A 7,823-nucleotide genomic window follows, 5' to 3' on the forward strand; every position below is an offset into this window, starting at 1 on the left:
GGCACTCGGACCGTAGCCCTTTGCAGAAATCGTTAACTCTCACTCTCCGGCAACCTGAGACCTCATCGAGTCGGTGGAACCTTGTCCGAACGGCCGATAGATGGCGAAGTCCAAAGCACAGTCCAACGGTCGAGCAGCAACTATTCGTGTGGGCTTGCAGACCCTGTTGCAGCCCGGATTTCCGCAATTCGCAGCCTCAGAAAGACAATGGTCAGGATCAATACCCAGACGACGAGTATCACCACCACGAGAATCACTAAGAAGTAAAGTGCCATCAAGAGACCACCAAAAACGCTAAACATAACTTCAACCCCCAGCTGTTCGGCACTCCTCGGATGGTGAACTCAACAACCGCCTACATGCCCACCATGGAGTGCCACAGCCAGTTTGGCATGCGACCTCGTCTTGCCTGATCATTCTTTCTGCAGATATCACTGGAGACTGCCCGAGTCTTGGCTTAAGGGCCCGATGATTTTAGTCTCGATTATCGGACGGGCACCGCGACAGATCTTGGCCTGACCAACGCAACTGCCGAACACCCTGAGGCCGTGTCAGAGGGGAACCTCTTACGGGCGCCTTTTTCGATCTGTGAATGGTCACAACGAGTGAACAATGGCGAGTGAAGAATGCTGGTCGCTCCCGGGGAGCGAAGGATTTTCAGTTGTCATCGTGAATTTTTATAAGTCCTCGTGCGCCCATACCGAGTCCTACGAGCGCTAGGGCAGAGCACGCCCAAAAGGTTGCCGCGACAGATGTTGTTGCAGTGAGAACCCCTGCCCCTAGTGCTCCGAGCGTAGTGCAGGTGAGGGCGCTGGCTCGGTAGGCGCTACTCACGCGACCGAGGAGTCGGTTGGGAACGATGCGTTGTCGTGTGGTGACCGAGGCGATATTCCAGGTGCTCACGGCGACTCCTAAAGCGGCGAGTAGCAACGCGGCGACGATGGAGTTCGAGGTTGCTGCCAGGCAAGCAAAGATGACGGTGGCAACAAGAACAGTTCCGGCTAAGACCTGAGGAAGAGGCCATCGGCGCATGACGCGTGGGGCGGCCAGAGCGCCGCTGACACTGCCAATCGCGAACGCTCCCAGGAGGAGGCCGTAACCGAAACTCGTCAGGTGTAGCTGCTGGCGTGCGTAGATCACGAGCATGGCCAGGAGTGCGCCGCTGATCGCGCCGAGAGCGGTGGTGATGAATGCCATGGCTCGGAGCGTGGGATTGCGCCAGAGCCAGGTGAGCCCTTCGGCGATGTCGCGCCGAAGATTCTTCCGCACGCGAGGTACCCCCGGCGGCGTGCGCGGCATAAAGGCAATGAGTAGGGCGCTGAGGGCGAAGCTGATCGAGTCCAGTGCGAGGGGGATGCCTGCACCGAGGGCGAAGAGAAGGCCTCCCAAGGGTGGCCCTACGAGCTGTGTGGCGCTGAGTTGGCTCGAGAATAGGCGCGAATTCCCAATCGGGAGCAGCTCGGTCGGGAGCAGCTGAGGGAGGAATCCGACGGCTGCGTTGTCGTACACGGTTTCGGCCGTTCCGAGCGTGAATGCGAGAATCGCGAGCGCTGCAATGGGAAGTGTCCTTTCTGAAAGAAGGTTCACGCTGGCTGCGGCGACGATCAAGGCCCGAGTGGCGTTGACTATCCACATCAGTCGGTGCCGGTCGAAACGGTCCGATACGGCTCCTCCGAGCAGTCCAAGGACAGGCCATGGCAAGAAACCTGCCGCAGTCACGATGGCAATGGCCACAGGATCCCGAGTGCTTGATGCTGCCAAGAGCGGAAGAACTGCAACTCGCACGCCGTCGCCGAGCGCCGACACTGTCGCCGCGATCCAGAATTGGACGTAGCGAGCCGGCAAAGCTGCTTGGGCATTCGTCATGGTTCCCCTTACGCTTGAGATGTACAGAATGTACGGATTAGTCTAAACCCAAGAATGTACATTTTGTACAGAATGCGAGACGATGATGAAAGAAGTTCCTGTTACTCAAGCTCGCGCGGATTTGTCGAATCTTGTCAACGAAGTCGTTTACGGGCACGAACGCATCACTCTTACCCGGCATGGGAAAGCGCTGGCGGTTCTCGTCTCCCCGGAAGAAGCGAAGCTGCTCGACTCGATCATGAGCAGCTCTCCGGACATGAATCATGCCGTGCAGATAGTGGACACGAGTGGCTCGCGGGATAACCTCGAATTAGCTGCTCGTTACGTGGAACCCAATATTGAGTCCGATCAGCTGTAGTTCCTATGGACTTTGTAAACCAGCACGGCGTGAGTTAAATGCGAGAACCTCATAGAAACTACAGTTAGCAACAGCGCAGCCAAGCGCCCGAAAGCGCAACCGCGTACGGGAACTTCATTCACGAGGACGCTGCGCCGATCTACGTCAACTGCCCGTGCAGAAACTCTTATCGCACGTGGCCAATCGACGTGATCGCGAGCGGGGTTCCGTACGAAGGCTCGAACGTGAACAACCTGAACGTGATCCGACGGGTTGCACCTGGAAATGGCACCTGGCAGTCCGGCCCGTCCATCGGCATCATCACCGCCTAAGTCACCTTCGCAACACAAAGTGGAACGATGAGTACATCGAGCTACATCACCCGATCGCTTCTTCGTACTATAAGGGGAACACACTTCTGGAGAACATTCAGGCTTAAGCTCCGTGATTGCAGGCGAGAATGACTGACGGCATAAGTATTGTGAGGACCGCGTCCGGGGTGGAAGCGGTCCTGAGGCTAATGCGGTCTGACAGGTCGATTGTGCTGGAAGTCACGGCTGTTCCTTCCGCAGCTACGCACGAATTTGATTCTGTCTACGAGCGCGCGTTAGAACGCTACCTGGAAGCAAGAGCACGCAATGGAATCCGCGACGCCGGTGCCCCTCCCTTATCCGGCGCCCACGTAGTGCTGGCGGAAATTCGAGTCGTAGCCCCAGAGGTGATGCAATCCATCGGACGGGAAGTCCGTTCCGTGGGCGGGACGGGTTCGGAATGGACGACTCGATGGGTATGGGATCTATTCGGAATCGAGTCTGTTGACGGGGAATTGGTCGTGCAAACACACGTCGATGAAATCAAACTGCCCTTGTCTCGACCGTGACTAAACCCTATTAATCCCACCCGGCGAGGAATCGCGACGCGAAAGTTACGGCGCGTCGCCAAGTCCATGCCTGCGTGTTCCCGAGCGAGTGTCTCTGACAAACTGAGCGAGTCAGATTTCGTTCGTGAGAACTATTAGCTAGCCAGTGGGGCCCGTTCATCCGGGCTGCGGAAAGCACTGGCCGTGCCGAGTGAGCCGCGAACTTCCGCGCTCCGTTCCGTAAGCCGGACGGCGAGTGGGACACGCAAACGGTCGATCGGCGACTTTCATCCGTTCCGTTTGGGGAACCCCCTGCGGGACGGGACCGATGCTGGTCCCGCTCCGTAGCGCGCAGTCAGGACTTACCCGACGAATCGTACGATGCATCTCACCATGTCGCGATAACAATGGAGACGGTGGCCGGTAGGTCGATGTCATCCGGCCGAATTGGGTCGTCCCCAGCAGTGCCGGTCGGGTTTGGTGACGTGGGTCGGCTCGGCAGCGTGGGCTGGTCCCGCGGGGACGTCATGGTGTCGCGCCGAGTGTTTCACGGAGTTGGGCACGTGCCCGCGAGTAGCGTGCTCGCGCGGCATCCGGTCGGATATCAAGAATCTGGCTGGCGTCGGCGACCGAGAAGCCTTCCCACGCAACCAGCAAAACCAGCTCGCGGTCACGATCGGTCAGACCGCCGAGAGCTGTTCGAAGCTCGATGTCAACTTCAGGACCGGGGACAATCTCCTCGCGTACCAAGACACGTAGCCGGTTAGCCAAGGCCGTGTAGCGCCGGCGACCACGTCGTGCAGTGAGGAGAATCTTTCGTGCCACGCCGAACGCGTATCGTCGAGCATCTTCGGTGCCGGCCGGCACCGCGCGCTCCATCCGCCACAGAACAAGCAACGTATCAGCTACCGCGTCTGCGGCATCCTCACGATCATCTAACCGATTCAAGAAATAGCCGAGAAGGTCCGGGATCAGTTCCCGCATAACGTCCTGAAAGGGCACGACCAGCGCGACCTGGTCCACGAATACGAGCCCATCGATTCCCTCAACGGTGCTCACAGCGCCTCAGGGATGTATTTGGCGAAGAGCTCCGCAATGAGGGCATCACGGTCAATGCCATCCCAGGCCGGGTTACCGTCATATTGCGCCGCGGCCTGCGCGACCTCAGCGTCACCGTCGGCCATTTCAGCTACGAATCCGGCCATTAGCTTAGTGACACCGCCGCCGTCCGTGGCCACCAGTGCCGGCCAGGTTGGAGTGTCCTCCAACACAGCAATGGCGGCATTCATCCTGGCTTGATCGCCTGCGTCGTGGGCGGCAATCCATTCACCCATCCACGCGGTGTACACGACGGTTTCAAAACTGCGCTGCACATTCAACTCCGGGGTCAGCGCAGGCGTGGCCGCCTGCTGCGCTACGACCCGCGCGATAACCCCTTGCTGTGTCTGACCGGGCGCGATCGGCAGCCACTGCGGATAGATCGAGGCCGCGTACTCGGGAAAATCGGATGCGCCGGTATCGATCATTTCCTCGCTCGGACTGGCGACACTATCCACAGACGGATTCAAAACAGTTTGCGCCAGAAACTTCTGCACAATGTCAGCGGTCGCTGGTCCAGCCACAATACCGCTGAGCACTATCGCAACCGCCGCCGTTACGGCCGTGACCCGCGTTCGCAGCGTTCGGCCCCGAGCCGTGGCACGCGTATCGGAAATGAGCGCAGATACCACTCCAGAGGGAAGAATCTCGCCCCGTATTTCTACTCGACCACTTCGCAGTCGCCCGTCAAGTTCATCATCAGTGATTGCCATGGACCTTGTCCTCTCATCAGCCTTATACCTAGGACATGACCGGCCGAGGTCAAAGTGTGACACTCACCCATGAAATCGGCGAATACAACTTCGCGTCTCGAAAGGAGGAACGACCAACGGGCACGTTGAAGCGTGATTCCGCCCAAGTCGATTCGCTGAGTAAGTCGCCCGCAACGGGAACGTCTTACGGGATGGTTTGGCCGAGCTGCTTGCTCTTGGCGATTAATCCTGGATCAGCAATTTCGCCCCGTTCGTTACTGACATTGGTCTGTGCGCCGTTGTTTAAGGCACCCGGAGTTCCTTGAGTGGGTCCCGGCGGGCGGCAGCCAGCGCCGGCAGGAGCGCGGCAATCACTCCGATGGTGGTAGAGAGAAGGGCGACGGCGCCGACGAAGTCCCAGCCGGGCAGCGGGTCTCCGGACGCTGCCAGCCCGATCCCTGCGGCGATACTGCCGATGGTCGCTCCGACCAGGGCGAGGGCACCGGTTTGAGTGAGGAGCAGGGCGATGATCAGAGTTTGGGAGGCACCTAACGCCCGGCGGCGGCCGAAGTCCTTGCGGCGCAACATCACCAGGCCGTAGAGTATCGCCGCCACAAGCACCGCGGTCAGAGCAAAAATGACGACGACGAGGCTGCGCCCGAAGGAATCCAGTTGCCCTTCGACCATTCCGCGAAGCGTGGCCAGGTTTTCGCTGGTCGTCAGGGTGACCTTGGTGAGATCAGTGACGCCGAGCACAGACTGCACCGCCTCGGCGACGGGTGCGACGAGGTCGGGGCGTTCGGCGATGATGACGAGTACGGAGACCGTTCCCGGGGTGTCTGCCGTTTGTGGGGCGATGGTGAGAGGTTCCAGGAAGGCGAGAAAATCTGGCGTGGTCAGTTGGCCGGTCACCGCGAAGTCGAGACCGGAGCCGTCCACAACGCCGCCGACCGCGTCCGGCATCCCGAGGCCCGCCAGCGCGGCCGGAGATGCCCAAACCGAGGCGTTGGCGACAGGCGGGAGCGCGGTGATTCCGAGGTGGTCGAGTTGGCTGCTCCAGACCAGTCGCAGCGGAATCTTGGTCGCACCAGGGAACTCAATGTTGGTGACGTCTTGTGCGCCGCCAAACGCTCCCGCCCATTGAATGCCGTCGATGTGGGCTAGGCGCCCCAGCACGGTCGCATCGAGTCCCGCATCGGGCTCGGCACGGATCACGATGGAGCGCGTTCCCTCCGAGTCGATCGAGCCGAGTACGGCCTGCTCGGCGCCGACCGTGCGTCCTGTGGTCAGCAGCACCGTGGCACACATTCCGGCGACCATGACGATCGTGACGACGGATGCGACGGGTTGCGCCCACGCGGTCGCCAACGCTTCGCGCACCACGGCCACCCACCGGCGGAGGGCACTCATAGTTCGAGGCGGCGGTCGCAGCGCGCGACCAGTGCCGGGTCGTGGGTGACGACGATGACGGCCGCGCCCCTGTGGGCCTGAGCGTGCAGGGCTTCGACGACGAGGTCGGATGAAGCCGGGTCGAGGTTTCCCGTGGGTTCGTCAGCGAGCAGGATCTGCGGATCGTTGAGCAGAGCACGGCAGAGCGCGATGCGTTGCGCCTGCCCGCCCGACACCTGGCCCGGTTTCGCTCCCGCCCGCAGCGCGACGCCGAACTGGTCCATCAGCTCGTGCGCGCGCCGAATCGCCAGCCGCCGCGGCGTCCCGCGATACAGGGTGGTCTCGATGATGTTGTCCAGCACCGTGCGGGTAGCGTCGAGGGCTGCATCCTGAAACACGAAGCCGTACTGGTGTGCGCGGAGGTTCGCACGGTCGACATCGCGCCGGTGCGCGGCATCCGTCCCGTTGATGTTCACCTGCCCCGCCGTTGGTTCGAGCATCAGGCCGAGCACGTAGAGCAGGGTGGATTTGCCCCGCCCGGACGGGCCGGTAATGGCGACCACTTCCCCGGCGCGGAAGTCCGCGCTCCAGCCCGACAGGATCGGCACGGTCGGCACGTAGCCGAAGGTGATGTCCTGGGCGGCCAGCCGGATGGTGTCGACCATGGCTAGTCGGCCGTCACAGGGATGCGCACCGAGGTGCCGTCTGCGACGCCGTCGATGACGGACATACCTCGGGCGCTGGTGACCACCGTCACCGGATGGCTGGTACCGGTGTTGTCGACGACTGTGGCGGTGCCATCGGCGGTGCTGAGCAGCGCGGCACTGGGCACGATCAGACCCGAGATTGACTCCACCGTGACGATCCGCGAGGACAGCAGCGACTGCTCGGTGACGGGGACGCTCGCGCAGGCGTCGGCGCAGATGAGCGCACCGTCCTTACCGGCGAGGGTGATGACGATCATGCCAGTCTCGTCGACGACCTGGTCTGCGACGAACCCTTCCCAGAGGCCGCCGTCGATGCTGGTGATTTCTACCCGGGTACCCGTGGGCATCAACGCGGCCTGGGATTCGCTGACCGGTACGGTGAAGATGGGCGCGGCCGGTAACGCCCGCACGACGTTTTCTCCGCCGGTGAGGAGCGCCCCACGCGTGACGATCTCGGTATCGAGAGCTACCTGGGTCGGCAGCGTCGGAACAAAAATGATGTCGCCCGGCTGCACGACGCCGTCGGCGGGAACGCCCAGAGACTTCTGCCACGCCTTGACCGCCGTGGTGGTGCGGGGGCCGAACTGTCCATCGACCGCGCCAGTGTAGAGCGCCAGGTCGGTGAGTGCCTGCTGCAGCTGCGTGACATCCGCTCCTTCAGCGTCCTGCGCCAGCGCACGGAACGCCGGCACCTGGCCCTGGGCGATCACGACCGGTCGCAGGTTCACGGTGTAGAGCGTCGCCCCGACCGCGACGCTTTGGCCCGCAGTGACATTCACGGAGGTGACGGTGCCGACTGCCTGGTTTGATCCGGCGGGCACCGGAGTCCACTGCGCCACCGTGTTCAGGTTGATGCTCGACCCCACCTCGCCGGG

Annotated in this window: 7 protein-coding genes; 1 reads left to right on the plus strand and 6 read right to left on the minus strand. The window is 61.7% G+C overall.

All coding sequences use genetic code 11. The features are described 5' to 3' along the window. Window positions 1-657: 657 nt before the first annotated feature. Entirely contained in the window at window positions 658-1,866 is a 1,209-nt protein-coding gene (locus BLS91_RS18540; RefSeq protein WP_092342435.1) for an MFS transporter, read from the minus strand. Between the two features lie 82 nt (window positions 1,867-1,948). Here BLS91_RS18540 and BLS91_RS18545 point away from each other — a divergent pair, with 82 nt between their 5' ends. Then, entirely contained in the window at window positions 1,949-2,224 is a 276-nt protein-coding gene (locus BLS91_RS18545; protein ID WP_092342437.1) for a type II toxin-antitoxin system Phd/YefM family antitoxin, read from the plus strand. Between the two features lie 1,363 nt (window positions 2,225-3,587). Here the strand turns inward: BLS91_RS18545 and BLS91_RS18550 are convergent. The 5 genes from BLS91_RS18550 to BLS91_RS18570 all read right to left on the minus strand — a co-directional run. Beyond that, window positions 3,588-4,085, minus strand: coding sequence for an RNA polymerase sigma factor (locus BLS91_RS18550; RefSeq protein ID WP_134505193.1), 498 nt, complete (start codon window positions 4,083-4,085; stop codon window positions 3,588-3,590). Window positions 4,086-4,117: 32 nt separating this feature from the next. Continuing rightward, entirely contained in the window at window positions 4,118-4,657 is a 540-nt protein-coding gene (locus tag BLS91_RS18555; protein ID WP_134505192.1) for a hypothetical protein, read from the minus strand. A gap of 498 nt (window positions 4,658-5,155) precedes the next feature. Then, the gene (locus tag BLS91_RS18560) at window positions 5,156-6,262 is read right to left on the minus strand and encodes an FtsX-like permease family protein (RefSeq protein ID WP_092342443.1); all 1,107 of its coding nucleotides are present in this window, start codon (window positions 6,260-6,262) and stop codon (window positions 5,156-5,158) included. Continuing rightward, window positions 6,259-6,906 (minus strand): ABC transporter ATP-binding protein, encoded by a 648-nt coding sequence (locus tag BLS91_RS18565; RefSeq protein WP_092342445.1) that lies wholly within the window; start codon window positions 6,904-6,906, stop codon window positions 6,259-6,261. Before BLS91_RS18565 ends, BLS91_RS18560 begins: the two co-directional genes overlap by 4 nt. A gap of 2 nt (window positions 6,907-6,908) precedes the next feature. Beyond that, a partial coding sequence (locus BLS91_RS18570; protein WP_139165831.1) for a peptidoglycan-binding domain-containing protein occupies window positions 6,909-7,823 on the minus strand: 915 nt, incomplete at its 5' end.

This window comes from Cryobacterium flavum (assembly GCF_900103805.1).
Lineage (GTDB): Bacteria > Actinomycetota > Actinomycetes > Actinomycetales > Microbacteriaceae > Cryobacterium > Cryobacterium flavum.

Coding starts and splice junctions, on each gene's coding strand:
- BLS91_RS18560 (WP_092342443.1), bottom strand. CDS start 6,262: ATGAGTGCCCTCCGCCGGTGGGTGGCCGTGGTGCGCGAAGCGTTGGCG.
- BLS91_RS18540 (WP_092342435.1), bottom strand. CDS start 1,866: ATGACGAATGCCCAAGCAGCTTTGCCGGCTCGCTACGTCCAATTCTGG.
- BLS91_RS18565 (WP_092342445.1), bottom strand. CDS start 6,906: ATGGTCGACACCATCCGGCTGGCCGCCCAGGACATCACCTTCGGCTAC.
- BLS91_RS18545 (WP_092342437.1), top strand. CDS start 1,949: ATGATGAAAGAAGTTCCTGTTACTCAAGCTCGCGCGGATTTGTCGAAT.